Origin of the sequence: Micromonospora sp. M71_S20 (assembly GCF_003664255.1) — a bacterium.
GTDB lineage: Bacteria > Actinomycetota > Actinomycetes > Mycobacteriales > Micromonosporaceae > Micromonospora.
Map to the genome: position 1 here is coordinate 3,036,179 of NZ_RCCV01000001.1, position 26,919 is coordinate 3,063,097.

At 72.0% G+C, this 26,919-nt stretch carries 20 protein-coding genes, 1 tRNA gene and 1 pseudogene; 14 read left to right on the top strand and 8 right to left on the bottom strand.

Translation table 11 applies throughout. From position 1 onward, the window contains the following. The first annotated feature begins 361 nt into the window (after positions 1 to 361). A tRNA-OTHER gene (locus tag DER29_RS33900) sits at positions 362 to 433 on the top strand. A gap of 584 nt (positions 434 to 1,017) precedes the next feature. Here DER29_RS33900 and DER29_RS13765 read toward each other — a convergent pair. Then, positions 1,018 to 1,398 carry a YccF domain-containing protein gene (locus tag DER29_RS13765; protein ID WP_121397692.1) on the bottom strand — a complete coding sequence of 127 codons (381 nt, stop codon included), beginning with the start codon at positions 1,396 to 1,398 and terminating at the stop codon, positions 1,018 to 1,020. A gap of 209 nt (positions 1,399 to 1,607) precedes the next feature. Here DER29_RS13765 and DER29_RS13770 point away from each other — a divergent pair, with 209 nt between their 5' ends. The 3 genes from DER29_RS13770 (at position 1,608) to DER29_RS13780 (ending at position 3,203) form a co-directional block, all read left to right on the top strand. Beyond that, on the top strand, positions 1,608 to 1,880 hold the full coding sequence (locus DER29_RS13770) for a GlsB/YeaQ/YmgE family stress response membrane protein (protein WP_121399202.1): 273 nt from the start codon (positions 1,608 to 1,610) through the stop codon (positions 1,878 to 1,880). A gap of 139 nt (positions 1,881 to 2,019) precedes the next feature. Continuing rightward, positions 2,020 to 2,961, top strand: coding sequence for a cation diffusion facilitator family transporter (locus DER29_RS13775; protein ID WP_121399203.1), 942 nt, complete (start codon positions 2,020 to 2,022; stop codon positions 2,959 to 2,961). 68 nt (positions 2,962 to 3,029) lie between these two features. Continuing rightward, entirely contained in the window at positions 3,030 to 3,203 is a 174-nt protein-coding gene (locus tag DER29_RS13780) for a CsbD family protein (RefSeq protein ID WP_121397693.1), read from the top strand. A gap of 167 nt (positions 3,204 to 3,370) precedes the next feature. Here the strand turns inward: DER29_RS13780 and DER29_RS13785 are convergent, their stop codons facing one another. The 3 genes from DER29_RS13785 to DER29_RS13795 all read right to left on the bottom strand — a co-directional run bounded on the left by DER29_RS13785 (position 3,371) and on the right by DER29_RS13795 (position 7,958). After that, positions 3,371 to 4,366 (bottom strand): NAD(P)-dependent oxidoreductase, encoded by a 996-nt coding sequence (locus tag DER29_RS13785; protein ID WP_121397694.1) that lies wholly within the window; start codon positions 4,364 to 4,366, stop codon positions 3,371 to 3,373. Beyond that, entirely contained in the window at positions 4,363 to 6,849 is a 2,487-nt protein-coding gene (locus DER29_RS13790; protein ID WP_199729269.1) for an alpha/beta fold hydrolase, read from the bottom strand. Before DER29_RS13790 ends, DER29_RS13785 begins: the two co-directional genes overlap by 4 nt. Positions 6,850 to 6,935: 86 nt before the next feature. After that, positions 6,936 to 7,958, bottom strand: coding sequence for a 3-oxoacyl-ACP synthase III (locus DER29_RS13795; protein WP_121397696.1), 1,023 nt, complete (start codon positions 7,956 to 7,958; stop codon positions 6,936 to 6,938). Between the two features lie 531 nt (positions 7,959 to 8,489). Here DER29_RS13795 and DER29_RS13800 point away from each other — a divergent pair. The 5 genes and pseudogenes from DER29_RS13800 (at position 8,490) to DER29_RS35945 (ending at position 13,356) form a co-directional block, all read left to right on the top strand. Then, entirely contained in the window at positions 8,490 to 9,809 is a 1,320-nt protein-coding gene (locus DER29_RS13800) for a hemolysin family protein (protein ID WP_121397697.1), read from the top strand. Continuing rightward, positions 9,809 to 10,819, top strand: coding sequence for a hemolysin family protein (locus DER29_RS13805; protein WP_121397698.1), 1,011 nt, complete (start codon positions 9,809 to 9,811; stop codon positions 10,817 to 10,819). Before DER29_RS13800 ends, DER29_RS13805 begins: the two co-directional genes overlap by 1 nt. A gap of 242 nt (positions 10,820 to 11,061) precedes the next feature. Further along, positions 11,062 to 11,301: pseudogene (locus DER29_RS36260) on the top strand (cytochrome c biogenesis CcdA family protein); the annotation flags it as partial. Between the two features lie 369 nt (positions 11,302 to 11,670). Beyond that, positions 11,671 to 12,921 (top strand): serine hydrolase, encoded by a 1,251-nt coding sequence (locus DER29_RS35310; RefSeq protein ID WP_148710042.1) that lies wholly within the window; start codon positions 11,671 to 11,673, stop codon positions 12,919 to 12,921. A gap of 306 nt (positions 12,922 to 13,227) precedes the next feature. After that, the gene (locus DER29_RS35945; RefSeq protein ID WP_255421039.1) at positions 13,228 to 13,356 is read left to right on the top strand and encodes a hypothetical protein; all 129 of its coding nucleotides are present in this window, start codon (positions 13,228 to 13,230) and stop codon (positions 13,354 to 13,356) included. A 5-nt stretch (positions 13,357 to 13,361) separates the two neighbouring features. Here the strand turns inward: DER29_RS35945 and DER29_RS13820 are convergent, their stop codons facing one another. Then, complete coding sequence (locus DER29_RS13820) at positions 13,362 to 14,150, bottom strand: hypothetical protein (protein WP_121397701.1); 789 nt, start codon at positions 14,148 to 14,150, stop codon at positions 13,362 to 13,364. Further along, entirely contained in the window at positions 14,126 to 14,485 is a 360-nt protein-coding gene (locus DER29_RS13825; protein WP_121397702.1) for a hypothetical protein, read from the bottom strand. The genes DER29_RS13820 and DER29_RS13825 overlap by 25 nt, the downstream gene beginning before the upstream one ends. 149 nt (positions 14,486 to 14,634) lie before the next feature. Between DER29_RS13825 and DER29_RS13830 the strand changes: the two genes are divergently transcribed. Next, positions 14,635 to 15,204, top strand: a complete 570-nt coding sequence (locus DER29_RS13830; RefSeq protein ID WP_121397703.1) for a hypothetical protein — start codon at positions 14,635 to 14,637, stop codon at positions 15,202 to 15,204. Positions 15,205 to 15,603: 399 nt separating this feature from the next. Beyond that, positions 15,604 to 18,789: a penicillin acylase family protein gene (locus DER29_RS13835; RefSeq protein WP_121397704.1), complete on the top strand. Its 3,186-nt coding sequence runs from the start codon at positions 15,604 to 15,606 to the stop codon at positions 18,787 to 18,789. Here DER29_RS13835 and DER29_RS13840 read toward each other — a convergent pair. Together DER29_RS13840 and DER29_RS13845 are read right to left on the bottom strand one after the other, a co-directional pair. After that, positions 18,731 to 21,904: a hypothetical protein gene (locus tag DER29_RS13840; RefSeq protein WP_233599777.1), complete on the bottom strand. Its 3,174-nt coding sequence runs from the start codon at positions 21,902 to 21,904 to the stop codon at positions 18,731 to 18,733. The genes DER29_RS13835 and DER29_RS13840 overlap by 59 nt on opposite strands. Before the next feature lie 100 nt (positions 21,905 to 22,004). Beyond that, on the bottom strand, positions 22,005 to 23,336 hold the full coding sequence (locus DER29_RS13845; RefSeq protein WP_121397705.1) for an SMI1/KNR4 family protein: 1,332 nt from the start codon (positions 23,334 to 23,336) through the stop codon (positions 22,005 to 22,007). A gap of 258 nt (positions 23,337 to 23,594) precedes the next feature. Between DER29_RS13845 and DER29_RS13850 the strand changes: the two genes are divergently transcribed. From DER29_RS13850 to DER29_RS35320, 3 genes are read left to right on the top strand one after another with little or no spacing between them, the layout of a single operon-like run. Continuing rightward, on the top strand, positions 23,595 to 24,920 hold the full coding sequence (locus DER29_RS13850; protein WP_121397706.1) for a glycosyltransferase 87 family protein: 1,326 nt from the start codon (positions 23,595 to 23,597) through the stop codon (positions 24,918 to 24,920). Continuing rightward, positions 24,917 to 25,954: a glycosyltransferase gene (locus DER29_RS35315; RefSeq protein WP_233599779.1), complete on the top strand. Its 1,038-nt coding sequence runs from the start codon at positions 24,917 to 24,919 to the stop codon at positions 25,952 to 25,954. The genes DER29_RS13850 and DER29_RS35315 overlap by 4 nt, the downstream gene beginning before the upstream one ends. Then, complete coding sequence (locus DER29_RS35320; RefSeq protein ID WP_233599781.1) at positions 25,951 to 26,916, top strand: lysylphosphatidylglycerol synthase domain-containing protein; 966 nt, start codon at positions 25,951 to 25,953, stop codon at positions 26,914 to 26,916. The genes DER29_RS35315 and DER29_RS35320 overlap by 4 nt, the downstream gene beginning before the upstream one ends. The last annotated feature ends 3 nt before the right edge of the window (positions 26,917 to 26,919 follow it).

A 26,919-nucleotide genomic window follows, 5' to 3' on the forward strand; every position in this document is an offset into this window, starting at 1 on the left:
GGGGTGGGTCCCTGCTGGGTGTGCAGCCGGCGAGAGCCTGTGAATGGTCGGTTGCTGGGGATGACACCGGAAGTACAGGCTGCAATTCGAGGTCCAGTCGTACACGACGATCCTGCCGCCACCGTCCAAGGCATCAAAACGCTATCCGGCTCCGGACTGATCGAGGGCATCGGGCCCAAGACCGCCGCCCGCATCGTCGAAACTTCTCGGCACGGATGCGCTGCAGATCATCGAGGAAGAACTGGGCCGGCTCGTCGAGGCGAGCGTGTCAGCGTCCCGGGGACCAAGTGAGGACCACACGGCCCGCGCGATGGTGCGCGGCACGACGTCGACCGCACGGCCTGATCTTGGGGATAGCGTGCGTGACGTGCGTCAAGGTGTGGCGAAGCGTCCTGGGGTCAAGGGGTCGTCGGTTCGAATCCGGCCGTCCCGACAAAGTGTTATCGCAGGTCAGAAGGCTGATTCGAGTATTCGAGTCGGCCTTCTTGGGTTTCTGGGGGACCACTTCGGTCAAGTGCGCCGTCTGGTAGCGCTCCTTGACCGCCGGTCAAGCTTCACCGGCCAGAGCGGTTGAGTGCCGAATTCTTCTTCTGCTGTGACAAGGCGGCCCGCAAGCAGGCCGCGCCGGCCCGGCCTCGGCCTGCTGGCGACCTCCGGCCGGCATCGGCCGGGCCGCATGAGTTACGACTTGGCGGTCTGGGAAGGCGAATTGCCGGCCGATGACGGCGCTGCTGGCGAGGTTTACGTCCAGCACGTCGATGGCCGACTGCGCCAGCAGCGTGAGCAGGATAGAGCGCTCCGGCTCGCGCCGCTGTAACGCCTGCTCGGTCAGCCGCCGCCTGACCCAGCCAGGAACAGGCGCCGCTCCGTTGGCAGCATCGACAGATCCAGGGTGTAGGCCGGGGCAGCCAGTCAGGTGGCCAAAGCGGGTGACGTAGCCATCGAACGTCTGTGCGCTCGGCGGAGGCCGGCTCCAGCCACGGGTCGGCGGCGGGGTTCGGCCGGGAGGCTGCCGCCCTATGGTGCGTCGATGACTTCGCGGCCGAGGGGCCAGAGCGCGGCGGGGACGAGTTTGAAGTTGGCGATGCCGAACGGGATGCCGATGACCGTGACGCAGAGGGCGATGCCGGCGAGGATGTGGGACAGCGCCAACCACCACCCGGCCAGCACCACCCAGAGGACGTTGGCCAGCCCTGACGCGATCCCGGCGCCGGGCTTGGGCACGACGGTGCGGCCGAACGGCCACAGGGAGTAGACGGCCAGGCGTAGCGACGCGACGCCGAACGGGATCGTGACGACCAGAGCGAAGCAGATCAGCGCGGCGATGCCGTAGCCAGCGGCGAGCACGAGACCCCCGCCGAAGACGAGCCACAGTACGTTGAGCACAAACCGGATCATGTCTTTGAGCATGACTGCCGGGCGCCACCCTGGGTGGCGCTGCGGAAGGGGCCGCTCGTCGGCTTCGACGACGGGTGTGTTGACGGGCTTCAAAGGGCAACGAGGCAGCCGGGTGCCGCGATCGGTCGGGCGACTCACGGCGGTTTCGGCACTCGCAGGGCAGGGCAATGATCGGAGCCGACGACAACAGCTCTGGAGGGATGGCTCTCGTGGAGGTCACCGGCTTCTTCACCGCGATCATCATCGGCCTGATCATCGGCGCACTCGGTCGGCTGGTCGTACCCGGCAAGCAGACCATCCCCATCTGGCTGACGCTGCTCATCGGTGTGGTCGCCGCGATTCTCGGCACCCTCGTCGCCGGTGCACTCGGTGTCGACGACACCGCCGGTGTCGACTGGATCGAACTGGCCATCCAGGTCGTCTTCGCCGCGATCGGCGTGGCCGTCGCCGCCGGCGCCTACGGCCGCCGCCGCATCCACTGACCGTCACACCGCCCGTACCGCCGGCCCGCCCCTCAATGCGGGCCGGCGGCGTGCTGCCGGCACCTGCGGCACCACCCCGCCGCACCGCTGGCACAACTGACCACCCACACCCATGACGTACGACGAGGGGGAACAACTGATGGCGGCGGAGGGCAGCACCAAGGCCGTGGTGACAGCGCTGGTCGCGAACCTGGGCATCGCGGTGAGTAAATTCGTCGCCGCAGCGGTCACCGGGTCGGCGTCGATGCTCGCCGAGGGCGTGCACTCGGTGGCGGACTCCACGAACCAGGCGTTGCTGCTGGTCGGCGGTAGACGCGCCCGACGCGCCCCGTCGGCGCTGCACCCGTTCGGGTACGCCCGCGAACGCTACGTCTACGCCTTCATCGTCGCGATCATCCTGTTCACCCTCGGTGGCCTGTATGCGCTCTACGAGGGCTACCACAAGATCAGTGATCCACACGAGCTGACCGCACCGCTGATCGCCGTCGCCGTACTGGTCATCGCGATCGCGCTGGAGAGCTACGCCATGTACACCGCCGTCAAGGAGGCCAACAAGGTCCGCGGCAACCGAGGCTGGGTCTCCTTCGTACGCCACGCCCGCGCCCCCGAACTGCCAGTGATCCTGCTCGAGGACGCCGGAGCCCTGCTCGGCCTGATCTTCGCGCTGTGCGGTGTCGGCCTCAGCGTGCTCACCGGCAACGCCATCTTCGACGGCATCGCCACACTGTGCATCGGTGTCCTGCTCGTCGCCATCGCCGTCGTCCTCGCCGTCGAGACCAAGAGCCTGCTCATCGGAGAGGCCGCCCTGCCCGAAGAAGTCGCCGCGATCCACACCGAACTGGTGTCCACCTCCGGCGTCAATCGGGTCATCCACCTGCGCACCCTGCACCTCGGGCCGGAAGAGCTCCTCGTCGTGGCGAAGATCGCCGTCGGCACCGCCGAGCAGGGCGCCGACGTCGCCGCCACCATCGACGACGCCGAGGCGCGGATCCGGCGGGCCCTACCCACCGCCACCACGATCTACCTCGAACCCGACATCGACCGACAGCCCACACGCACCGATGCCAACCTGACCCCTTGAGCAAGGTTCAGGATCAGAGTCGGAGGTACTGACGGCAGTTGTAGCGCCACATCGACGGAGGAGGCTCCATGGGTATCGATGACAAGATCGACAACGCCTCCGAAGAGGCCGCCGGCAGACTGAAGGAAGGCGCCGGCCGCGCCACCGACGACGAGCAACTCGAAGCCGAAGGCCGCGCCGACCGGACCCGTGCGAACCTCAAGCAGGCCGGCGAGAAGGTCAAGGACGCCTTCAAGAGCTGACCTGGGCCGCGCAGTGCGCGGCAGGGGAGATGACTGAACGGCCACGACGCACAACCCGTCGTGGCCGTTCCCTGTGCGAGCTGACCTAGTGTCTGGGCGCGCCTGGCGGTAAGTCGTCACCCGTCGTCATCGTCCTCGGCAGAGGGGCGATGACGTTCCCAGGCCCGTCAGCGGCCACGAGGGCGGGGACCTTGCCGGTACGCCGAGGCTAGCCGAACGAAGCCTTCCTCAAGCGTGACCTGCGGTGACCAGCACAGTGCTTCTCGGGTCCGGCGTTGGTCGAACCAGTGTGCGGTGGACAGCTGCTCGGCCAGAAACCGGGTCATGGGCGGTTCTTCGGTGCGCCGAAGGGCCGACCACAGCCACTCCACTGCGGTGCCGCCGGCCTTTGCTACGGCCACCGGCACCCGAAGCCTCGGTGGCACCGTCTCGGCGGCGACGCAGATCCGGTCGATGAGCTCGTGTACGGTCCGTGGCTCGCCGTTGGTGACGACAAAGGCCTGTCCGTGTACGCCGGCTTCGGGCGCCCGGTCGAGCGCGGCGACGAGGGCGTCGACGGCGTTACTGACGTACGTCGTGTCGATCAGGGCGGTTCCCTGGCCGACCAGTGCCAGCCGGCTGGCCTGGGCCCGTGCGACGATCCGGCCCACCAACTGGGTGTCGCCCGGTCCCCAGACCAGGTGGGGCCGGATCGCCACCACGGCGAAGTCGGGCGAGTCGGCGGCCAACGCGAGCAACTCAGCCGAGGCCTTGCTGCGGGCGTAGTGACCCCGGGCCCGGTCTGGGTCGGCTGCGCCGGCGCCGGCGCCGACCAGGCCAGTGCCGTGGTGGGCGACCGACGGTGAGGACACGTGCACGAATCGCGTCACGCCGGCTGCCCGGGCGGCGGCGAGCAGGGTGGCCGTGCCACCGATGTTGGTGTGCTCGAATTCTTGCCACGGCCCGGTCATCGATACTTTCGCGGCCAGGTGCACCACGGCGTCGACCCCCTCAGTGGCCGCCCGTGCGGCTTCCGGATCGGTGATGTCGCCGCGACGCTCGTCGACCCCATCCAGGCCGCTGGGCCGACGCTGCAGGACGCGGACGTCGTCGCCGCGCATCCGCAAAGCTGTAGCGACGGCACTGCCAAGCATGCCGCTGGCACCGGTGACCAGGATCTTCACAGTCTGCTGACCCTTCCGCCAGCGAGCACTCGTTCCGCCCAGTGACGGAGCCGGGTACGGTCGATCTTCGAGTTGTGGCGGATGTCCGTGGGCAGGGACGGGACCACCAACACGGCCGCGACCGGCGGCGCGGCTGCGGTGCGTACCGCGTCGGCCAGTTCTCGGCTGGCCAGTCGGGCACGGCGGGTCCCGGGCAGGGTCTCGGCGATGACCACGACCTTCGCCACACCGGGCGGTCCCACACCGACCACTGCGGCCCGCGCGATCTGCGGCAACGACTCGACCTGCTGCTCGATCCCGACCGGGCTGAGCACGCCGTCGGACGTGAGCAGGATATGGGCCAGTCGACCCTGCACCCACAGCCGGCCATCGGGATCCAGGTAGCCTACGTCGCCGGTACGGTGCCATCCGGGATTGCGGGAGCTGTCCCGCTCGGTCAGCCAGAGCCCGTCGTAACGATCCTTCACATGCCCGGCCCTGACCAGGATTTCGCCGGTCAGCCCAGGAGCGCAACCGGGTTGTTCGGAAGGCGTGCCGGTCGAGTCCAGGGCCGCGATCGCCACCTGGACACCGGGCAACGGTCGGCCGACGCAGACGCCGTCACCCGGCTGGGCGTCGACGATCTCGTCGAGGGTGATGTCGGTGACCGGGAGGACCTCGGTCATCCCGTAGGGGGTGTGCGGCTGCGCCTTGGGCATCAACGCCCGCGTCCGGGTGAGCAGCGCGGCGGGCACCGGCGCGCCCGCGCTCAGCAGCAATGTCACCCCCTGCAACGCGGTGCGCTGGCGATCGTTCAACACCTCGCCGGTGTCGACCACGTTGCGTAACGCGGCCGGTGATGCGAACACCGCTGAACCGTCGACTGCGGCTGTCGCCTCAGCTAGAGCGGTGGCGGTCAACGTCCGTGGTGCGGTAAGGCTCATGTCCGGGATCGCCGAAGGGGCACCGAGAGCCGGCCCGAAAAGCGCGAATGGCGCGAATGCCGCCACGATTCCGGCGTCGGCGTTCACGCCAAGTCCGAGCAGTGCGTCACGCATCGCGGCGAGTTGGCGATGGGTGTAGACCACGCCCTTCGCCGGCCCGGTAGAACCGGAGGTGAACAACACGGCCGCGTCGTCGTCCGGGTCTGGCGTGGCCGGAAGTTCCTGGACGCCGGCGCCGAGGCGGGCGAGTTTGCCCAGGGTGAGCGCACCCATCGCGGCGGCGCCGGGCCCGGCCCCGATACGCCGTCCGGGCCAACGCAGGGCCCGGGCGACGGCGAGTCCGCGGCCGATGGCGACCAGGTGTGAGGGGTCGGCGCTGCGCAGTGCCCGGCTCATGCCGGCCAGACCCAGACCTGGATCGACCACCACGATCACCGCACCGATGCGCAGGCACGCGTAGACGGCTGCGGTCAGGTCGGCGCCGGGTGGTACGAGTAGTGCCACCCGGTCACCGCGACGCACTCCGGAGGCCGACAATCCGGCCCCGATCTCCCGGATCCGTTGCCACAGCAGGGACCAGCTGACCTGCCGGCCGTTGTTCGCTAGCTCGACCACAGCGACTGACCGGTCTTCGGCACGTTCGGCCAGTGCCGCCCACAGCGGACGCCATGGCACTGCCGGTTCCGGCGTCGGGGTCGGGTCGGCGGGCCGGCCGTCCAGGTCAACCAGCCACTGCGCGACCGCACCGGCGACATCGGCGTCCTCGGTGAGTAGGTGACCCGCGCCTTCGAACCGGTGCAACTGCGCATGCGGCAGCCGGCTTCGCAAGTCCCTGAGGTGTACATCGCCGAAGACCGGGTCGCGGGGGCCCCACAACAGCAGTGTCGGTATCTCCGCCAGCGTGTGCAGACCCTGCGCGACCTTTTGCAGCGCCTGCCAGCTCGAATGGTCGGGACTGAGCGGGATGTCCGCGACGAAGCCGCCGATCGCCGCCCGTCGGTCCACAGTGCGGTACGGAGCGAGATAGCCCTCTCGGACAGGCTCCGGCAGCCAAGGGTTCGCCAATGCGAGGGTGGCCTGCAGGAACGTCGGCGTCCGAACGGTCACCGCCGGCAGCACGCCGGGCAGGCGGGCCAGGCGAATCAGGGTGGGCGCCGGCGACCCACTCGGCTGGTGCACCGCAGTGTTGGTCAACACGACACCGCGTAGCTGATCGCGGTGGCGCAGTGCCCAACCCAACGAGATGGACCCGCCCCAGTCGTGTCCGACCGTGACGACCGGCCCGGTCAGACCCAGCGCGTCGGTGACCGTGGTGAGGTCGTCGATCCGCTGCGCCAGCCCGCGCACGGTGCCAGTGCGCTCGGAAAACCCCATGTCCAAATGGTCCACGGCGACCACCCGCCACGGCGGTGCGTCAGCCCGCGCGAACCGGGCCAGCAGATGCCGCCACAGGTACGACCAGGTGGGATTGCCGTGCACGCACAGCACAGTCCCAATGGGCCGGATCGCACTACCGGAGTCCGTAGCGGCGGTATCCAGGACATGCCAGGTGCGCTGCACACCCTGACTGTCCGCCGCAGTGACCCACCGGGACCAGGCACTGTCCAGACCCGGCAACCCGGGCGGCGGCACAGCCTGTCGATTGCTCACCACACGACCTCCAGGGCGCACGTGTTCAGGCCGGAGCCAACCCCCATACACAGCACCCGGTCACCGGAGTTGAGCGATCCGGCGTGGTGGGCCAGAGTCAACGGCAGCGACGCCGGGCCGACGTTTCCCCACAGCGGAAACGTCTCCGGGACCTTCCGGGGGTCAAGGCCAAGCCGGCTGACGACGCCCTGCGTGTGGGCCACCGAGACCTGATGCATGACATAGAGGTCCATGTTCTGCCAGTCCCACGACCCGGCATGCGCCCAGGTCGCCTCAGCGAGGCTCACCCCCGCGTCGAGTAGACCCTTTGCATCGGTACGCATCCGCGTGCTGTCCCCGACGCACAGCTTGTGGTGTTGGGTGGCCGCCCGGCTCACACCGCCGATCAGCCGGTGCCCCTGTTTGTGGGTGTCCGCGGCAGACAGCACCATCGCGGCCGCGCCTGAACCGAGGGTCAACGTGGCGAACTGCTCCCGGACGTCGTCCCGGGTGGAGTCGGGTCTACGTAACCGCTCGATCGTCGCCTGTTGGGCCTCACGGGAGCTCTCGCCCGCCACGATCAGCGCGTACCGGATCTGTCCTGCGTCGATCATGTTGGCAGCGACCTGGATCCCATTGACGAACCCGAGGCAGGCGTTGGCGATGTCGAAGTTCAAGGCCGATGACGGCAGGTCCAGAGCGTGGTGGATTGCCACTGCCGTCGATGGCTCCAGATACGCTCGAGACACGGACGTGTTGATCAGCAGGCCGACGTCACGCGCGTCGACACCCGCCTCCGACAGTGCCTTGGCCCCGGCCGTCGCCGCCGCGTCGGCGAATCCAAAGCCCTCCGGCCACCAGCGCCGCTCCTGGACTCCGGCGATTCGCTGAAGCATCCCCGGGCGCAGCCTCAACCGCCGGAAGGTTTCGCTCAGTTGCTCGTCGAACTGATCAGAGGTGACGATGACCGGCGCCTCCAAAGCCGCCACCGACAATATCGCCGTGTTCGTGTAGCGATACTCAGCGTTACCATGCGTCATCCAGCCTCCGCCCGTCGCCCACCCTGAGGGCTCGAAGTTATCCACTCGGTCCCCCCATCCACCAATGGCCGATCGGCATCGCGGTCAACATCACTCACCCGCCCACACGCACCCAGGACGCAGGGGCCGCTCTGCCGGCGGACCGGGTGATTCCACGGATGCTGCTGTACAACGTCGGCGTGAAGATCGGCCTACTTCGCCAAAAGTCGCTGCCGTCCACGACAAAGGCCGCGCAGCGCTGGGAACCGCAACCCTCGCGTCAGGTTCGAGTCGATCACGCCCTGCTCGAAGTCATCGCCCGCCTGGTCCTCGCCGCACCCGCCGCACCCGGGAAGAGATCAGAAAGAGCGGCCAGGGGGATCAGTCAGGAGCGGGATTGCCAGGTTGCTGCCAGGCAGCCATGCCACACTTCGATCACTGCTGACACGAGGAGGAGCACGACCCGATGGGCGACGGCCAACGTCCGAGACCACTGGCCCGCCGCTGCGGGCCTGATTCACCCGGCGCCACCCGCATCAGGAGCGTGGCCCCGTGTGGGTGCTGAGTCTCCTCCTGGGGCTGCTGGTGGTGTTGGCGATCACCGCGGCCACCGGCTACTTCGTGGCGCAGGAATTCGCGTACATGGCCGTTGACCGGTCGCGGCTCAAAACCCGTGCCGCGGCGGGTGACACCGCCGCCAGGCGAGCGCTGGACGTGACCCGCCGGACCTCGTTCATGCTGTCCGGCGCCCAGCTCGGGATCACAGTGACCGCCCTGTTGGTCGGCTACGTCGCCGAACCGTTGATCGGTGAGTCGGTCGGCGCCGCCCTCGGCGGGGTCGGCGTCCCTACCGGCGTCGGCGTCGCCGTCGGCACGGTGGCCGCGCTGCTGCTCTCGACCTTCGTGCAGATGCTGTTCGGCGAGCTGTTCGCCAAGAACCTCGCCATCTCGCGGCCCGAGCCGGTGGCCCTCTGGCTGGCCAGATCCACCCAGATCTACCTACGGGTGTTCGGGTGGCTCATTGCCTTCTTCGACAAGTCCTCCAATGCCCTGCTGCGCCTGTTCGGCATGGAACCGGTGCACGACGTGGAACACGCCGCCAGCCGCCGGGACCTCGAACACATCGTCAGCGATTCCCGCGACTCCGGGGACCTGCCCGCCGAGCTGTGGATGCTGCTCGACCGGGTGCTCGACTTCCCTGACCGCGACGCCGCCCACGCGATGGTCCCGCGGGCTCGGGTGGATGTCGTGGAGCCCGGCCTGACCACCCAGGAACTCTGGACCAAGATCGCCGGCGGCCACTCGCGCTACCCGGTGCTCGACGACCGCGACGACGTGATCGGGGTGGTGCACCTCGCCGACCTGCTCGCCGTCGACCGCGACGGTGCCGGCACGGTGGCCGACATGATGCGGCCGCCGGTGCTGGTCCCGACCTCGATGTCACTGCCCCGGGTCGTGCAGACCCTCGCCGAGCGGAAAGCCCAGCTCGCCTGTGTGCTCGACGAGCACGGCGGGCTGGCCGGCGTGGTGACCGTGGAGGACCTTGCCGAGGAACTGGTGGGGGAGATCGAGGACGAGCACGACGACGCCACGGCACCCACGTCGCCAGCAGGGCTGGCCGCGGCGGACGGCACCTGGGAACTGGTCGGCACGCTGCCGCTGGACGAGGTCGAGCGCACCATCGGGCATGACCTGCCCGCATCGGACAGCGAGACCCTCGCCGGCCTGGTCATCGAACTGCTCGGCGAACTGCCCGCCCCCGGCGCCGTGGCCCGGCTGAGCCTCGGCGAGGTCGCCCTGACACTCGAGGTGGTGGAGTTGGAGCGGCACGTCCCGTCGCTGGTCCTGCTGCGGACGGAGGAGAACCGCTGATGGGTGACCCGTGGGTGGTGGTGGCTGTCACCGTTGTGCTGATCGTGCTCAGCGCCTTCTTCGTGGCCGCCGAGTTCGCGTTGCTGGCGGCCCGTCGGCACCGCCTCGACGCGCGTTCCGAGCACAGCCGGTCGGCCCGCGCGGCGGTGCGCAGCTTCGACGAGCTGACCGTGCTGCTGGCCGGCTGCCAGCTCGGTATCACCGCCTGCGCGCTCGGGCTCGGCGCGGTCACCAAACCGGCCGTCAACTACGCGCTGACTCCGATGTTCCTGTCCTGGGGCGCACCCGGCTGGACGGCCGACGCGGTCGGTTTCGCACTGGCGTTGCTGGTCGTGACCTTCCTGCACCTGGTCATCGGGGAGATGGCCCCCAAGTCGTACGCCATCGCCCACCCGGAGAGAACCGCCATCGCCCTGGCGATGCCGATGCGCGCCTTCATGTGGTTCACCCGCCCGGTGCTGCGTGCCCTCAACGCCAGCGCCAACTGGTGCCTGCGACGGGTCGGCGTAGAGCCGCGGGACACCATCGCCACCGGCCAGAACGCCGCCGATCTGCGCCACCTGGTCGAGCACTCGGCCAACGTCGGCGCGCTCGACGCGTCGTACTCCGCGCAACTCACCGATGCCCTCGACCTCGACCAACTCACCCTGGCCGACCTCACCGGCACGGAGCGTGAGCTGACCGCGGTGGGGACGGCCGACACCGTTCTGACGGTCCGCGCGGTGGCCCGCGACACCGGCCACCTGCGGGTGGTCGTCCTGCACGACGGCGCGGCCGTCGGCGTGGTCCACGTCCGCGACACCATGGACCAGCCGGACGACCAGACCGCCGGCGAGGTGATGCGCGACGTCCTCGTGCTCGACGGCTCGACGCTCGCCTACGAGGCCCTGGCCATCATGCGGACCACCCGCCACCACCTCGTGGTGGTCACCACCCCAAACGGCCCGGCGGTGGCCACCCTGACCGACGTGGTCGGGCGGCTGCTCCGAGCCCCCGCCGGGGCCCGCTGACCCTCCACCCGCCCGCCGGTGCGCGAACGGGCCACTCCCTGCGTGCTGCCGCTGGTGCCGGGCTGTCTGTCCTACGTCACCGGTCTTGCCGGCGCCGACCTCGACGCAGCGGCCCAGCCGGCATCGTCGGACGCGCGGGGCGCGCTGGCCGTGACGACGCGACATCGGGCGCGAGGGCGGGTGGTGGCCGGCACGCTCGGGTCCATCGTCGTGTTTGCCGTCGTGTTCGTGGCGGTGTCAGTGTGTTTAACGCCGCCGGTCGGGCGCTGGCCACCAACGCCGGCACGATTGAGATCGTGGCGGGGGCGATGACCGTACTGCTCGGTGTCGGCTACCTCGGCGCGTTTCCGCTGTTGCAGCGTCAGGCCCGCATCAGCAGGCTCCCCGCAGCCGGCGTGGCCAGCGCGCCGGTGCTCGGTGCGACGTTTACTTCGCCCTGGACGCCGTGCGTATCCCCGACGCTGGGCGCGGTGCTCGGCCTGGCCGCGGTCGGTCTCGTGCTTGATTCGGGCGTACTCGGCCTGGCCTTTCTTCCTGGTGTCGAAGGTGTACGTCCGCTGGTCTCGGTGAGCTGGCAGCTCGGGTCGGGCCGCCAGGGGGCACCGGTGCCGGTGGTCAGCACGACGACGGCGAGGACGAGGACGAGGACGGACAGCTTCGGCGGTCGCACGAACCGGCACCGTGCCGGACATCGGCGTCGGTGCGTACCGACGCTGGTCGGACGGATTCTCCCGCGTGGGTCGGAGCCCGGGTCATCCCCGGTGGGGAGGCCGATATGGGTCCGCAGACTGACGCTTGCGGTTGTCAACCCGGGGCACCATGAGCAGCAGCTACGTCACACGGGAGGCGACATGCACCTGTCACGCCGCAGTTTCCTGCTAGCCACCACCGGTACGGCACTCGCGACGCCGCTGCTGGCCGGTGCCGGCCCGGCACTCGCGGCCGGCCGGCCGCCCGTCGGGTCGCTGCCGGACGCGGCGCTCACCGCCGACCTGCGCGCGATCACCGAGGCCGGCATGCCCGGTGTGTTCGCCGAGGCGCGGGACGGACGGGACCGGTGGCGGGGCGCCAGCGGGGTGGCCGACGTGACGACCGGTCGACCGGTGCTGCCCGGGTTCCAGCACCGGGTCGGCAGCATCACCAAGACCTTCGTGGCAGCCACGCTGCTGCAACTCGTCGGTGAGCGCCGGATCGCGCTGGACGCCCTGATCGGCCGGTACCTTCCGGAGTTCGCGGTTGCCGGGGTGACCGTCCGGATGCTGCTCGACCACACCAGCGGGATCAGCGACTACGACCACGTCATCTTCGCCACCCCGGAGGACATCGAGCGGCACCGGTCCACCACGTTCACGCCGCGCCAACTCGTCCGGGCCGGCCTCGGTCAGCCGTCGACCGGGGCACCGGGCGCGGCCTTCTCCTACTCGAACACCAACTACATCCTGGCCGGGCTGATCATCGAGCGGGTCACCCGCCGGTCCGCCACCGACGAGGTGCACCGGCGGATCCTCCGGCCGCTCGGGCTGCGGCAGACGTACTTCCCCGGCGTGCGTCCCCGGATCGCCGGTCCGCACAGCAGGGGCTACGTCCCGTGGTACGAGGGTGAGCTGCGCGATTTCAGCGTCAGCAACATGTCCTGGGCCTGGACGGCCGGGGCGCTCGTGTCGACCATGGCCGACCTGAACACCTTCTTCCGGGCGCTGCTCGGTGGCCGGCTGCTCCGCCCGGCTCAACTGGCCGCGATGAAGACCACCGTGCCGTTCGACCCGGCTCAGCCGGAGGCCGGCGGCTACGGGCTCGGCCTCTACCGGATGACCTGGCCCACCGGCGACGTCTGGGGGCACGACGGCCTGGTCTTCGGGCACAGCGCCATCTCGCTGCACACTCCGGACGGTCGGCGGCAGGTGAGCCTCGCCCAGAACGTGACGCACTACGCGCTGCCCGGCACGCCGGACCCGATCGGCGAGGCGGTCGGCAGGTTCCTGAACACGGCACTGGTCGGTGAGAGCGCCATCGCGGCGCGGACCGCCACCGTTGCCCGGGTGCCGGCGGTCGTCCCGGCGCCGGGCGCACCGACCCTGGTCAGGCCACTGCCGCAGCGCTGACGCTGTCGCCCGGCAGCCGCGACCGGACACCGTACCCCGGTCGCGGCTGCCGCACGGCCCGGCCGTGGCGTTCCGGCCACGCCGGATCGCGCCGCCCGGGTGCCGCGTTCCGATCGCGGCGGATCGCGCCGCTCGGGCGCCGCGTTCGGTCGGGCGTCGATCGCACCTGTTGGGGACGGTCGGATGCCCACCCCGCCGGTCACCTTGGCCCATAGCAGGTCCAGCAGTTCGGGTGGCGCGACCGGGGCCGGTCCGACCGGCGACGGCAGCGCCGCGTTGACGAACAAGCAGCCGACGATCCGCCGGGTGGGAACGGCCACGATCACCGGCGCGAAGAGCCTGACGTTGCTGTGCGTCACGATGACCACGGACTGGTCCTGCGGCAACCGGGCGATCGCCCCGCCGACCCGCTCGGCGTCCGGCTCGCCCGCGTGACCGGTTCAGCAGGTCATGTCGATCTCCAGGACCGCGACCTCGTGCCGGTCGACCAGCAGCACGGTGGTCTGTGGTTCCTTCTCGAAGTCCTCGCCGTCGGGTGGCCAGGTCGTCGGCAGCAGGCCGGCGTACCCGATGTGGACATCGGCACCCATCCGGGCCAGGACGAGATCGATCAGGTCGTCGCCCAGGAACGTCGCGAGGTGGTCGGCCGGAAGCTCCCGGAACTCGTCGATGCCGTCCCAGCTCCCGTCGAACAGCTCGCTCAGGTGCATGCGTACCAGATTGCGGAGACCGGCACGCAGGTCGGCGGCCGGTACGGGCCGGAACGCCTCCTCGTCGTGTCCGTCCGCGTCCTCGCGGTTCTCGACCCACCAGCGGGCTGCGGCGGCCACCGGATCGCCGTCCCCGGGGTCGAGCCGGCCGATTCGGAACCGGAAGGTGACCGGGCTGTTGTTGTTGACCCAGAGCAGGTCGCTCAGCAACGTCAGGATGCAGGCCAGCCGGGTCCGCAGGGCGGCGTCGGCGCCATCGGAGTCGCTGACCGGCGGCTGTTGAATCTCCGGAGCTGGATGCAGCGAGACCCGCAGGGTGCTGCCGTCGAAGTCGCGGTGCAGCAGGTGCAGCGGCGCCGGCCGGCCCGGCTCGTCCGGCCGCTCGCTGTCGGTGGTCAGCCGGAGCAGATCGGCGTACGGGCCGGCCATCTCGTCGGCGAGGAACCGCACCAGCACTTCCGCGCGCCGGTCGGGTGTCCCCACCACGGCCGAGATCAGGCTGCCGAGTCCGCTCGCCACTTCCTCGTCGGTGCACACCGCTCGTACGACCGTCCCGGCCCGACGGACACCCGACTGGTCAGCACCGTCGCTCCGGTGACCTCCGGAAGGCGGGCGGCGTCCGCGATCTCCATCAACGGCGGCGGCTCCGGCCACTGCTGATCCCGGCGGGACCTGGTCCGCCCGGACACCATCATCGACGACCAGCCAGCAGCCTGCTGCGGCGACCACGTCGCCAGCAGCCACACCGCCGCCACGCGTACCCAATGCTGGTTCGTCAGCCGGCGGCCATCCTCCCGCTCGACCGGGTCGGGCTGTCGGTACCAGGAGTCGGTGTAGGCCGTGGTGCGTTCCACTGCGGCAACCCTTTCCACCTCGGGGAGGTGCGAAGGTAACAGGTGACGGTGGCATTCTTGTCCACAGTCCGAGACGGACTTCGAGGTCCGGCTCCGGCCGACGGCGTCATGTCCGGGAACTGTCGGTCGGGGTTCCTACGATCACGGCCATGTCGGCTACCTTCACCGCCCTGTGGACCCAGGACGTCTGCCGGGAGTTGCGTAATCACCGGGTCGGCGAGCGGCCTCCGGTGGCGTTCAGCGGGGTGCACCAGTCCTTGCCCAGTTGGACCAGCGTCGGGGTCGGCGATTCCGTCTTCGCGCTGCACGTCAACCGTTGCGTGCTGCACGTGGTGAGCCGCCTCCGCGTCGTCGACAAGCAGCGGCGCGACTGCTGCGGCAGCGCCCCGGTGACCTGGCGGGATCCGGCCCATCCGGGCCACGACGCCTGGGCGATGCTCGGTGCGGACGGGTGCGGAGCGGTCCCGGTGCATGTCGAGGCCACCCCGATCCGCTTCGACGTCACCGTCCCCGGTGACCTGCTCGGCACGCTGACCTGGCGCAACCGGCGCGGTGACCGGCGCACCCTGAAGTACGTCGTCGACGGCCGTCTTGAACGCTCCGTCAGCCTCCAGGGGGTCTACCGCCTGACCGACGAGTCCGCCGTCGCACTGGACGCTCTGCTCGACAGCTCGCCAACTCCGAGCCGATCGGCACAGCCGCTCCACACGGCCCGCTAAGTCCCTGTTCGGCGCGGGCGCGGGTCACCGATTCCACGTCTGCGTCGACGATCTGGAGGACGAGCTGATCCGCGCCATCGGCAGCGCGGAGATCGAAGCGCTTTTCGACTCGCAGGGCGACCTCGGGTCGCTGACCGCACCTTGCCGGGTCAGCCCGCCTGACGCGGCCAGCGACCCGAGGCGCAGATGCGGCGGTTCCTGCGCCGGCGGGGCGAAACGTCGGCATTGGCGGTTGGTGAACGACTGCTATCCCGGGCGGCGGTCGGCCGCCGATCATTGCCCGGAGATAGATATGAGCCAATCTCACCTCCGGGTGGAACGCCCGGGCGCGGAGGGCGAGACGTCGGCACGGCAGCCGGGCGTACCAAAGGCCGACTCCGCGTCCCCGGAGGAATTCTCATGCCCCGTTCCCCACTCCGCGCCCGGCTCGCGGCGCTCACCGCCGCCGTCCTGACCGCGAGCGTCCTGACCGTCACCCCGCCGGCACCGGCGCTGGCCGCCGGCACGTTCGCCGCCAACGACTACTGCCTCGGCCAGTGCGCCGACATCCTGCCCCCGGGGCAGAACGGCAACGCCACGCTGGCCGCCATCCTGGCCCACCAGGCGCTCGGCACCCGCCCTGCGCACTCCAGCGACCAGCTCGACGAGTACGCGAACCTGGTCTACAACTACGCCGGGCTGACCGACGAGCAGATCGCCCACTTCTACAACGACGCCTCCTTCGGCGTCCCCGCCGCGCAGGTCGAGAGCACCATATCGCCGCGCGCCGACGTCACCATCGTGCGGGACAAGGCCACCGGCGTCCCGCACGTCACCGGCACCACCCGCGCCGGCACCATGTTCGGCGCCGGCTACGCCGGGGCCCAGGACCGGCTCTGGGTGATGGACCTGCTGCGGCACGTCGGCCGCGGCAAGGTCACCTCGTTCGCCGGCGGCGCCCCCGGCAACCGGGAGCTGGAGCAGAGCGTCTGGGCCAACTCGCCCTACACCGAGGCGGACCTCCAGGCCCAGGTGGACGCGCTGCGCACCAAGGGCGCCCGGGGCCAGCAGCTCTACACCGACGTGGTCGACTACATCGCCGGCATCAACGCCTACATCGACAAGTCGATCGCCGACGACAACTACCCCGGCGAGTACGTGCTCGCCGGCGCCGGCAAACCGAAGCACTTCACCATGACCGACCTGATCGCCACCGCCGGCGTGATCGGTGGCCTCTTCGGCGGGGGTGGCGGCAGCGAGATCCAGTCCGCGCTGGTCCGGGTGGCCGCCCGGGCCAAGTACGGCGCAACCGAGGGCGACCGGGTGTGGGCGGCGTTCCGGTCGCAGAACGACCCGGAGACCGTGCTCACCCTGCACGACGGGCAGAGCTTCCCGTACGGCGCGACGCCGCCCGGCGCGACCAGCGCGGTGCTCCCCGACGCCGGCACGGTGGTCGCCGAGCCGCTCGCCTACGACCAGACCGGCGGGGCCGCCGCGCGCACCGGCGCCAGCACCGCCACCCAGGAGCTGGTCGGCGGCCTGGCCAACCTGCGCGCGCACGGCATGTCCAACGCGGTCGTGGTCTCCGGCCGGCACACCACCACCGGCAACCCGGTCGCCGTGTTCGGCCCGCAGACCGGCTACTTCGCCCCGCAACTGCTGATGCTCCAGGAGTTGCAGGGGCCGGGCATCAGCGCGCGCGGCGCCGCGTTCGCCGGGCTGAACCTCTACGTGCTGCTCGGCCGCGGCCAGGACTACGCGTGGAGCGCCACCTCCGCCTCGCAGGACCTCACCGACACCTACGCGGTGCCGCTGTGCACCACCGACGGCAGCGCGCCGACGCTGCGCAGCAACCGCTACCTCTACCACGGCCAGTGCCTCGCCATGGAGACGCTGGAGCAGCGCAACTCCTGGTCGCCGACGCTGGCCGACTCCACCCCGGCCGGGTCCTACACGCTGCGCGCGCTACGCACCAGGTATGGGCTGGTCGCCTACCGGGGGCTGGTGAACGGCCAACCGACCGCGTTCACCAAGCTGCGCTCCACCTACCGGCACGAGGCCGACTCGGCGATCGGCTTCCAGGCCTTCAACGATCCGTCGGCGATGGGCAGCGCGGCGGCGTTCCAGGCGTCCGCCGCGAGCGTCGGGTACGCGTTCAACTGGTTCTACGTCAACTCCACCGAGGCGGCGTACTTCAACTCCGGCTCGAACCCGGTCCGCCCGGCCACCCTCGACCCGAACCTGCCGGCGAAGGCCGAACCGGCGTACGAGTGGGTCGGCTGGAACCCGGACACTAACGACGCCAGCTACGCCCCGCTCTCGGCCCACCCGCAGTCGGTCAACCAGGACTACTACGTGAGCTGGAACAACAAGCAGGCGCGGGACTTCGGGGCGGCGGACGGCAACTTCAGCTTCGGCTCCGTACACCGGGGTCAGCTGCTCGACGGTCCGGTGCGCGCGGCGATCGCCCAGCGCAAGCTCGGCCGCGCCGACGTCGTGAAGATCATGGCGGACGCGGCGGTGACCGACCTGCGCGGCCAGCAGGTCCTCGGCGACCTGCTGCGGGTGCTCGACAGCGCGCCGGTCACCGACCCGGCGCTGGCCGACGCGATCGGCAAGCTGCGGGCCTGGCAGCAGGCCGGCGCCCGGCGGGTGGAGACCACGCCCGGCTCCAAGGTCTACCAGCACGCCGACGCCATCCGGATCTTCGACGCGTGGTGGCCGCTGCTCGCCTCGGCGCAGTTCCGCCCCGGCCTCGGGCCGGACCTCTACGCCGCGCTGGTCGACGCCATCGAGGTCAACGAGGCGCCGTCGGGCGGCCAGAACGGCGGGCGCGACGGCGCCGCGAGCTGGGCGTCGCAGGGTCAAGCGCACAAGGGCTCGTCGTTCCAGTACGGCTGGTGGGGCTACGTCGACAAGGACGTGCGCACCGTGCTCGGCGACCCGGTGGCCGGCGGCCTCGGGCGGACGTACTGCGGCGGCGGCAACCTGGCCGCGTGCCGGACGGCGCTGCTCGGCGCGCTCGGACAGGCGGCGGCCGTGCCGGCCACCACCGTCTACCCGGGCGACAAGTCCTGCTCCGCCGGCGACCAGTGGTGCGCCGACTCGATCGCCCACTCCGGGCTGGGTGGCATCACCCACCCGCTGATCGCCTGGCAGAACCGCCCCACCTACCAGCAGGTCGTCTCGTTCCCGGCCCGCCGGGGCGACGACGTCACCAACCTGGCCCAGGGCCGCCCCGCCACCGCGTCGAGCACCCAGTTCCTGACCAGCCACACGCCGGACAAGGCGGTCGACGGCAGCCTGAGTAGCCGCTGGGCCAGCAGCTACAGCGACAACCAGTGGCTCCGGGTCGACCTCGGGGCGGCCCGCACCGTCAGCCGGGCGGTGCTGCGCTGGGAGTCCGCGTACGGCACGTCGTACCGGATCGAGGTCTCCGGCGACGGCAGCTCCTGGACGCCGGTGTTCGCCACCACCACCGGCAACGGCGGCGTCGACAACGCCACCTTCGCCCCGGTCACCACCCGCTACGTGCGGGTGTACGGGGTCAAGCGGGCCACCTCGTACGGGTTCTCGCTGCACGAGTTCGAGGTCTACGGCCGGTGACGCCGAAGGCCGGCCGGCGGGGAGCCCCCGCCGGCCGGCCGAGCGACAGGAGCAGGCCGGCGGCGGCGAGGGCGGCTCCGGCGGCGGCGGTGTACGCGGGGAGTTGGGCGGGGATGCCCAGGTGGACGGTGATGCCGAGGATGCGGGACAGGCCCCAGGGCAGCAGCGCGAGCTGGTCGTTCCACACCGTCAGCGCGCGTTCCAGGCCCACCACCGAGACCAGGGCGGACAGCACGCCGAGGGGCACGCCCGCGGCGGTGATGGTCAGCCCGACGGCGCTTCGGGGGCGCAGGCCGTACCGGTCCCGCAGGACCACGGCGGCGGCCACGAACAGCCAGCAGAACGCCGCGAACGCGACGGTGACATACGCCGCGCGCAGACTCGGCGCGGTCCAGAAGGCGAACCAGTACCCGCCCGGTCCGCGCCCGGCGAGCGCGGCCAGCAGCAGCACGCTGCGCAGCAGCGCGACGCCGCCGACCACGGCCCACAGGTGGAACGGGTCCCGCCGGCCGACGACGAGGCGTACGACGAGGGCGAACAGCGCCCACCCGCCGAGGGTGACCAGCAGGTGTGCCGGCGCGGCGAACCAGGTCAGCACGAGCCGGCTCGCCACCAGCACCACGGCCGGGACCAGCCACACCAACATCCGGTCCGCCCGTGCCCCGGGCGTCGGCAGCGCGGCGACCCGCCACGGCCGGAGCGCGCCGAGCAGCAACCCGCGCGCGGCGGCCGCGCCGAACCCGCGCCCGCGCAGGCCGAGCAGCACCACGAGCAGGATCGACCCGAGCAGCGCCCGGGCCGCCCAGGCCATCGCCGGGTCCCGGTCGGCGCGCCGCGCCCCGAGGTCGGCGGCGGTGAAGTTGTACGCGGGCAGGTCCAGGTCGGTGCCGTAGCGCTGCCGGTGCGCGTCGCGTGCGTCGTGGTACGCCGCGGCGGCCAGCCGCCAGTCGTGGCGGGCGGCGGGGGAGCCGGTGTCCAGCCACTGCGCGTGCCGCAGCACCATGGCCCGGTACGCGCCCAGCGTCTCGAACAGGTCGACCTGGTAGTCGAGCGTCGCGGTGAAGCGCCCGCGCAGTTCGGCGTCGCGCCAGGTCTCCGGGTCGGTCGCGGCGACCAGGTCGCGCATGCGCCGGGCCAGCGCGACGGCCTGCGTGCCCTCCTCGATCGCCTCGTCGACGCGGCCGCCGGTCACCGCGTAGATGCTGTTCAGCGCGGCGGAGTCGCCGGTCGGGATGTCCCACTCGAAGATCCACATCATGGGCGGCGGTTCCAGCCCGAGCGCCCGCACCGACCGGTCGGCGTACGGGCCGATGTAGAGGCCCTTGGTGACCGCCTGCCGGGACAGCGCCATGGCCTGCCCGATCGCGGCGACGGTGGCCGGGTCGCCGGAGAACGTGCGGTACGCCCAGTCCGCCGTGACCTGCGCCGGGTCGGCGTGCGGGTCCCAGGCCAGGCGACCGACGGCGTACGTGTTGAGGTCGTAGAGCTGCCAGAAGCCGGCGCGCAGGTGCAGCGACATGGGGCCGGCGCGCAGCGGCCCGCCGTCCTGGGTCCAGTTCCACACGCCCTCGACGTTCGGGTTGGCGGCGAGGAACGCGCGCAGCGCCTGGCGGTGCAGCGGGCCGAGGTCGTTGGGCAGCGAGCCGAACGCCTCGAACTCGCGCCGGGCCTGGAACTCGACGATGCGGCGGTGTCCGCCGCCCAGCAGGGTGGTGTTCAGCGGCAGGTGGCTGTAGAAGTCGCCCAGGGTGTACTTGGTGGACACGACCAGGTGCGGGTCGTCGAACCCGCCGAGCACCTGCGTGTAGGACTCCGGGTTGGTGTGCAGGTCGCCGACGGCGCCGACGCCCACCGTCCAGGTGCGGAAGATGATCTCCTTGCCGGCCGGGCCCGCGGTGTCCAGCAGCGCCCGCAGCATCGCGCGCACGGACGTTTCCGTGGTGACCGCGAGCCTTGACGAGTAGTCCCAGCCTGTCCCGGCGTACACCTCGCCGCCCTCGCCGACGCGGACCATCAGGCCGTCGACGAACGGCATGCTCTCGAACAGCTCGGCCAGACCGGCCTGGTAGACCGCCCACAGCCGAGGGTCGGCCACGTCGAGGCCGCCGACGGTCCGCGTCAGGTACGCCTCCAGCGGGGGCGACACCGCGAGCATGTCGGTCAGCAGGAAGACCCGCACGCCCATGTCTTCGGCGTACCGGAAGACGGGGCCGAACGCCGCCACCATCGCCCGCGCGCGGTCGACGTGCGGGTCGCCGGGCGGGTAGACCGCGCGCCCGTCGCCGACCTTCGCGAACGTGACGTACTCCAGGAAGCCGGGCACGACGATCCCGTTGAATCCCTGCGCCACCGAGTGGTCGACGAACTGCCGGAACTGCGCGTCGATGCGGGCCACCGCGTCGGCGTCCACCCACGGCGCGTCAGGCAGCACCGCCGACCCGACCACGTCGGTGTTCAGGCCATAGTCGTCGCCAGCGGCGAAGGCGGCCGGGTCGGGCTCGCGCCCCACCGAGCCCGCGTCGGTCAGCCGCAGGCCGAGCCGGGGGATGACCACCCGACCCGCGTCCGCTGCGGGGAGCGCCTCGGCACCGGAGCGGATCCGGTCGGCCAGCCGGTACATCCCGGCTGCCACGCCCGCGACGTCGCCACCCTGGACGGCCAGTTCGGCGCCGTGCACGTCGAGCCGGTACGACTCGGGCACCCCGCCGAGGGTGGCCAGCACGCGCGCCCGCAGCGTGGTCACCGCCGACAGGTCCGGAGCCGCGACGCGCGCCGCGCCGGCGCCCGGCGCAGCCGTCGCGGACCTGGCCGGGCGCGGCGTGGCGGGGGCGAGCACCGGTCGGGGCAGGCCGCGGGAGACGACCGCGTCGGCCACGGCGGCTGCGGCCTTCCTGACGCGCGGCTCGTCGGGCACGACGAGGGACGCCAGCGGCGGGACCGGTGCGGGCGTCCGTGCCGGCGCGGCGACGGCGTCCTCGCGCGGCACGGCGGCGGGGGCGTGGCTCAGCCCCAGCGTGTCGCCGATCCCCCAGGCCGTGGCCGCGCCGAGCGCCAACAGGACCGCCGCGGCGACGAGCAGCGGGTACGGCCTGCGGGCCCGAGCAACGGGAGTCACGCCCGCATGGTAGTGGCCCGCCGGCCTGCGGAAGCGCTCCCTCAGTAGCCAGCGTGTGGGGCCAGCGCGATGGTCGTGTTCGCCTGACCCGGACCGGCGATCAGAGCTGCACCGGAACGTCGATCACCTGGATCGGCTCCTGTTTCCAGGCCGCCAGCAGACCGTTGACCACGTCGACCGTGTCCGTCCAGCCGGCACGGCCACTCACGCCCGCGGCCAGCAGGTTCGACGGGACCTGCCCGGCGCGCAGCAGCTGCTGCCAGCCCGCGACGTCGAGCTGCAGGTATTCCAGCGCGGGCAGCTCGGTGATGGCGGGAAGATTGGCGACGACGGCGGATTCGGTGACCAGGGTGCGCAGCCGGTGGCCGGCCAGCGCGGACAGGTCGCAGGGCGCGGCTCCGGCGCTGACGTACAGCACCTCGGTCGTCGGCTGGACATCGGCGAGCGTCTTGCCGCTGTGCGATCCGACCCGCACCAGCAGCCCGCCTTCCGGACCCAGCTTCGCCAGGGTGGTGGGCCGCTCGGTGAGCAGCTCGGTCAGCGAGGGCGCCAGCCAGCGGGCGCCAGCCGACATCTCGTGGTCCACGAACAGCACCTGGCCGAACGTCCCCTGCGGCCCGGGGGCGAGGTCGACGACGTACAGGTTGCCGCCGCCGTCCTCGCCGACCACGAACCACGCCAGCGAGGCCGCCAACTGCTGCATCCGGCCGTCCGGATCGGGCGCGACGACCTCGGTCGCGCCGTACCTCCAGGACAGGTACCGGGCCTGCGGTTCCAGATAGGCGCGGGCGGCGGCGTCGGCCAGCGGCACGATCCGCAAGCCGTAGAAACGCTCCCGGTCGGCGGGCTGCAGGACCAGGGTGCCCTCGGCCGCGGCGAGGAAGAGCGCCCGGACGTCATCGGGCAGCGCGACGCCGAGGTCCGCCTCCGCTGCGGCCAGCTCCGACGGGTCGGCCGGCCGCGCGTCCGGCAGCAGCTGTCGGACCAGCGCGGTGACCGTGGCCGCGTCGGCGCCGGCGGAGAAGGCCATGTCGTAGCGGACCGGCTCGCGGCGGTACGGCTCCGGATGCGCTCCGGCGGCCAGGTGCACGTCCTCCAGCAGGTCACTGCCCATCCCGAACGAAACCTGCGGCGCGCTGGGGACGATGCTCACCGTCGCCGCCCCGGAGCGTGTCGTGACGCCGCGCACCGCGAGGACCTGCCCGCCGGTCAGCTCGGTCAGCGACCCGAGCATGTCCGTCGGACGCTCACCCCGCTCCAGGTCCAGACCGGGGTGGCGGTGGTCACCGTCGTAGGCGATCGAACCGCCGAACGTGCCCGGCGCCATCGTGCCGCGGAACTCGGCCTCTCCCACCTCGGGGGGCATGCTGTTGCGCAGCGCGGTCACGAACGGACGCCAGGCATCGGCCTGAAACAACGTAGCGTCGATCATCGCCTGAGAGTAGGCGGCGGGTCGAACAACCCGGCAGGCGCCGGCAGGTCCAGCAAGCGCCGTCACGTCGGTGGCCCGGCCCTCGGTGCGGACCAGGTCCGCACTGCGGTATGGGCTTGTCGCGACAGTTCTGTCCGGCGTGACGGCCGGTGTCGGTCCGGCCGCTGTGGACGGTGGGTAATCCAGACCAGTTACAGGATGCGTTCAGTGATCGATTGCTACCGTTCTCCCGCCGACGCCTGAAGGGGGAGATCGGTGATGACCCTTCCGTCGGCACCAGATCCCGGCCCCCGGCCGCGACGACACCCCGGCCCGGCGCTCCCGGCCACCGCACTGCTGCTGCTCCCGGTGCTGGTGGCCGCCGCCGCGGTCGTCGTGTACCGGGCGACCGGCCGGTTCTGGGGCGACCTCGCGGCCTACCGGACGGGCGCGCTGGCCGCCGCCGGCGGCGACGGGCAGCTCTACGACGTCGCCCACCGGGGCGCGGACGGCATCGCGCTGGGCTTCACGTACCCGCCCTTCGCCGCGCTGCTGCTGCAACCGCTGGCGTACGTCGACGCCGCCGTCGGCCTCGGGCTCTGGACGCTGGCCTCGGTCGTCGCGTTGTCGGCGGTGGTGCGCGTGGCGCTGCACGCCGCCGGCGCGGGCCCGCCGGTACGCCCCGGCGCGGTGCTGGCGGGCACCGTCGCGGCGCTGCCGATGTTCCCGGTGGCCGGTCACCTCCAGGTCGGCCAGGTGGGCCTGTTCCTGATGCTCATCGTGCTGCTGGACCTCACCTCCGGCCCCGCGAACCGCTGGCGGGGCCTGGGCGTCGGCATCGCCGCGGGGATCAAGCTCACCCCGCTGATCTTCGTGGCGTACCTGCTCTGCACCGGCCGGTGGCGCGCGGCGGGGGTGGCCCTGGCCGGGTTCGCCGCCACCGTCGGGCTCGGGTTCGCCTGGCGGCCGAGCGACTCGGCACGGTTCTGGGGCGGCGGCCTGCTCGACACCGCGCGGGTCACCGGCGATCCCCGTACCGTCCTGAACCAGTCGCTGCACGGCGCGCTGGCGCGCCTCGGCGACGTCGCCGACGTGCGTGCCGTCTGGCTGCCGGTGGCGGCGCTGACGGCGGTGGCCGGGATCGTCGTCGCGGCCCGTTGCGCCCGCGCCGGCGACGAGCTGCGCGGGGTGCTCGCCTGCGCGACGACGGGCGTGCTCGTCTCGCCGGTCTCCTGGCACCACCACTGGGTCTGGTGCGTACCGGCGCTGGTGCTGCTGGCGGCGCGGGCCCGGCCGCGGGCCGGCCGGGCCGCCGCGCTGGCCGGTGCGCTGCTCTGGACGCTCTGCGTGGCCAGCGCGGCCTGGACCCTCGTCGGCCTGCGCGGCGAGGACCTGCACTTCCAGGGCTGGGAGCTGCTGCACAGCAACGCGTACGTGCTGGCCGGGCTCGTGGCGCTGGGCGTGCTGGCCCGGCGCCCCGGCGGGCCGCGGGCGGGCGCCGACCCGACCGGGCCGGCGTCCGCCGCGCCCCGGCACGACCAACCGCAGGAGAGGGACGGTGAGACCGTGACCCGCGCCGACGCCATCGAGGACCCGATCCGGTGAGGATCTCCGTGGTCGTCCCCAACTTCAACAAGGAGCGGACGCTGCACGAGTGCCTGTCGGCGGTGTACGCCCAGAGCCCGCCGCCGGCCGAGGTGATCGTCGTCGACGACGCGAGCACGGACCGGTCCCGGCGGATCGCGGCCGCGTTCCCCTGCGCGGTGGTGGCGTTCCCGGTCAACCGGGGCGTCTCGGCGGCCCGCAACGCCGGCGCCGCCCGCGCCACCGGCGACGTGTTGTTCTTCGTCGACTCCGACATCGCGCTGGCGCCCGGCGCGCTGGCCGCCGCGGTACGCACCCTCGAGGCGCACCCCGACTGCGGCGTGGTGCAGGGCATCTACGACCTGCGCCCGCTGCACGACGACGGGCCGGTCGAGGCGTACAAGACGCTGTTCGAGCACTTCTGGCGGCGCCGGGCCACCGGGGTGACGGCGACCACCATGTTCGCGCTGACCGCCGTGCCCAGGGCCGTCTTCGAGCTGGTCGGCGGCTTCGACGAGCGGCTGCGCGACGCCGAGGACGTGGAGTTCGGCACCCGCCTGCCGAGCCGCTACGAGATCCGGGTCAGCGACGAGATCGTCGGCCGCCACGACGACGTGGACCGGCTGTGGCCGTACCTGTCGGAGCTGTTCCGCCGTGCGGTGACGTACGCCGACGCCGTGGTCGTGGCCCGCTGGGAGCGGCCGGTCACCGGCGCGGACGACGCGGGCCGGACGCCGCACCGGGTCGACCTCGCCTCGGTGGTGGGCATGGCGGCCAGCGCGCTGGCCGTCGGCACCGCGTCGCTGGCCCTGGTGTCACCCCGGCTGGCGCTGCTGGCGCTGGGCCCGCTCGCCGCCTTCGTCGTGGCCGACCGGGAGCTGCTGGCGTTCGCCCTGCGCCACCGCGGCCCGTGGTTCCTGCTCTACGCCGCGGGGCTGCGGTGGCTGACGCACCTGACGGAGTTCGTCGGGATGGGGCTGGGGGTGTGCGGCGCGCTGCTGCGGCGGGTCCGTGCCGGCCGCGCCCGCCGGGTGGCCCCGGTGTCGCAGCGGTGAGGGCCCGCTGGTGGCGGCTGGCCAACCACGTCCTCACCGCGGCCTTCGTGGTGGCCCTGACCGTCGGTCTGGTGCTGTTCGTGCGCGCCCAGGACTGGACGCCCGTGGCGACGCTGGCCGCCCGCCTCGACCCCGTCCGGGTGACCGCCGCGCTGACCGCCGCCCTGCTGATCAACTCGGCCGGGCTGCTGCTCGGGCTGGCCTCGTGGCGGGCGCTCTTCGTCGACCTCGGGGCGGCGGTCGACCGGTGGACGGCGTACCGGATCTTCTTCGTCGGGTTCCTGGCCAAGTTCGTCCCGGGCCGCTTCGTCGCCCTGCCGCTGCTGCTGCGGATGGGCAAGGAGATCGAGGTGGGTCCGGTCCGGCTGGCCGGGGTGTTCCTGCTCAGCTGGGCGGTGGTCGCGATGACCGGGACGACGGTCGCGCTCGCGGCCGGGCCGGCGCTGCTGTCGGGCGCCGCCGGGTGGCTGCTGCTCGCCACGGTCCCCCTGGTCGTGCTCTTCGTCCGTCCGGACCTGCTCAACCGAGGGCTCGGCGCGTCGGCCCGGCTGCTGCGGCGACCGCCCCCGCAGGTCGCCGCGTCCCCGGCCGGCCTCCGCCGGGCCATCACCGCGCAGTCGCTGTCCTGGCTCGTCTCCGGGCACCACCTGTGGCTGCTCGCGGTGGCCGCCGGCGCGCCGCCCCTGCGGTCGTACCTGATCTGCGTCGCCGGCTTCGCGGCGGCCACCGTCGCCGGCCTGGTGGTGGTGGTCGCCCCGGACGGCCTGGGCGTACGTGAGGCGGTGCTCATGGTCGGGCTGGCCACCGTGCTGCCGGTGACCGTGGCGACGCCGGTGGTGCTGGTCAGCCGGCTGGTCTGCGCGCTGAGCGAGGTGGCGGTCGGCGGCGGCGGGCTGCTGGTGGCCCAGTACATGCACCGGCGCCGCGTCGGCCCCGTCGAGCGGGCGGCGCCGGTCGGCTGACCC

Excerpts from the sequence above, each read along its gene's own strand:
- DER29_RS13765 (WP_121397692.1), bottom strand. The coding sequence starts at position 1,398 with ATGATCCGGTTTGTGCTCAACGTACTGTGGCTCGTCTTCGGCGGGGGT.
- DER29_RS13775 (WP_121399203.1), top strand. The coding sequence starts at position 2,020 with ATGGCGGCGGAGGGCAGCACCAAGGCCGTGGTGACAGCGCTGGTCGCG.
- DER29_RS13780 (WP_121397693.1), top strand. The coding sequence starts at position 3,030 with ATGGGTATCGATGACAAGATCGACAACGCCTCCGAAGAGGCCGCCGGC.
- DER29_RS13795 (WP_121397696.1), bottom strand. The coding sequence starts at position 7,958 with ATGACGCATGGTAACGCTGAGTATCGCTACACGAACACGGCGATATTG.
- DER29_RS13805 (WP_121397698.1), top strand. The coding sequence starts at position 9,809 with ATGGGTGACCCGTGGGTGGTGGTGGCTGTCACCGTTGTGCTGATCGTG.
- DER29_RS35310 (WP_148710042.1), top strand. The coding sequence starts at position 11,671 with ATGCACCTGTCACGCCGCAGTTTCCTGCTAGCCACCACCGGTACGGCA.
- DER29_RS13830 (WP_121397703.1), top strand. The coding sequence starts at position 14,635 with ATGTCGGCTACCTTCACCGCCCTGTGGACCCAGGACGTCTGCCGGGAG.
- DER29_RS13835 (WP_121397704.1), top strand. The coding sequence starts at position 15,604 with ATGCCCCGTTCCCCACTCCGCGCCCGGCTCGCGGCGCTCACCGCCGCC.
- DER29_RS13845 (WP_121397705.1), bottom strand. The coding sequence starts at position 23,336 with ATGATCGACGCTACGTTGTTTCAGGCCGATGCCTGGCGTCCGTTCGTG.
- DER29_RS13850 (WP_121397706.1), top strand. The coding sequence starts at position 23,595 with ATGACCCTTCCGTCGGCACCAGATCCCGGCCCCCGGCCGCGACGACAC.